We start from the raw sequence: 1,419 nt of genomic DNA, 5'->3' as shown, positions 1-1,419 counted from the left end.
CCCGAACGGGAACCGGTGATTCCGGCCGTGCGCCCGGCCTGGGACAGGTCCTGGCACGGGAATCCGGCCGCCACCAGCTCGATCCCGGACGGCAGCGCACGTAGCTTGGTCATGTCCGAATGCAGTGGCACGCCGGGGAAATGCGCCGCCAGCACGGCCTGCGCACCCGTATCGATCTCGCAGAGCAGTTCACTGCGCCAACCGTGGGCCGCGAGCCCGAGTTCCAGCCCACCGATGCCGGCGAACAGGCCGACCATCCGCGCGCCCGTCACAACAGTCCCTTTCACCCCGGAGTCCCCGTGCCGCAGAGCACGTTACTCGAGTCCCCTCATCCACATCGAGCGCAACGCCCGACAGGGCCGGACTTCCAGAGCCGGTGGCTATCACTCGGGCGATCGATCGGCGGGCGTTGGCGTGCGGAAACGCCGAGAACCGCTCCGCACCATTGCATGTTGATCACGATGTCCGGTCCCGGGAGTGATACCGGCCGGGGATCTCGGACGAGCCGGGGCCTGCAACTACGGTTATAGGCGTGACGGATAACGGGAGTGAGGACGCCAAGCCGGGAGCGAAGCGGTGGCCGGCCATTCTCACCTGGCGCGCACACAACGCCTCACGCATGGAGTCGGTGCGGGTGGTGCTGAGCGGCAACCGGATTCGCGCCGCGGGCCGGATCATCGCCGGCGACTGCGAGGACCATCCCGCGTTCAGCGCGTCCTACGACCTTGTCACCGACGAATCCGGGGTCACGAAGCGGCTGTCGCTGCGCAGCACCCTGGCCACCGGCGAACGCCACGCCTCGATCGCGCGCGACGAGGAGGACTACTGGCTGATCGACGCCGGAAACACCCATGTGCGGTCCACCTTCGGCGGGGCGCTGGACGTGGACGTGGTGCTGAGCCCGTTCTTCAACACACTCCCGATCCGCCGCTACGGGCTGGCCCGGGCGAGCGAGGACGTGCAGGTTCCGGTCGTCTACGTGCGGCTACCGGACCTGCAGGTGCAGGAGGCCAGCCTCACGTACAGCAGCGGGCCGGACGGCATCCACGTGCTGTCCCCGGTGTCCTCGGCGACCGTCACCGTCGACCAGGACGGATTCCTCCTCGACTATCCGGGCCTGGCCGAACGGATCTGATCCCGGTCAGTCCAGCGAGGTGAGAACGCCGCCGGCGCGCCCGGCGTCGATGAGCTTGGTGAGCCAGTTGCGCTCACCGAGGCTGATGTCGGTGATCGGCCAGCGCTCGTTGTCCTCGTAGTCGGTGCGGGCGTCGTGACCGGCCTCGGTCAGTTCGGCGAGGGTGCCGTTGGCGCGCAGGCTGTCGCGGGCCTGGGTGAGCACCTCGAGGGTGTCGTCCAGGACGTCCAGCAGGGCCGCGGCATTGGGTTCGCAGATGGCGCGGACCAGTTCGGGGGAGGTGG

Annotated in this window: 3 protein-coding genes; 1 reads left to right on the top strand and 2 read right to left on the bottom strand. The window is 68.8% G+C overall.

Annotated elements, in window-relative coordinates; translation table 11 throughout:
- Positions 1-272, bottom strand: a 272-nt coding sequence (locus ACIRS4_RS36970; protein ID WP_404204461.1) for a DNA cytosine methyltransferase, incomplete at its 3' end; no start/stop codon positions are given.
- Positions 273-532: 260 nt separating this feature from the next.
- Between ACIRS4_RS36970 and ACIRS4_RS36965 the strand changes: the two genes are divergently transcribed.
- Positions 533-1,135, top strand: coding sequence for a putative glycolipid-binding domain-containing protein (locus tag ACIRS4_RS36965; protein ID WP_404204459.1), 603 nt, complete (start codon positions 533-535; stop codon positions 1,133-1,135).
- 6 nt (positions 1,136-1,141) lie between these two features.
- Here the strand turns inward: ACIRS4_RS36965 and ACIRS4_RS36960 are convergent.
- Positions 1,142-1,419, bottom strand: a 278-nt coding sequence (locus tag ACIRS4_RS36960; RefSeq protein ID WP_404204457.1) for a hypothetical protein, incomplete at its 5' end; no start/stop codon positions are given.

It is taken from the genome of Streptomyces sp. NPDC101166 (assembly GCF_044768125.1).
Taxonomy (GTDB): Bacteria; Actinomycetota; Actinomycetes; order Streptomycetales; family Streptomycetaceae; genus Streptomyces.
Note: the sequence above shows the minus strand (reverse complement) of the source record. Positions and strands in the feature narration are given on the sequence as shown.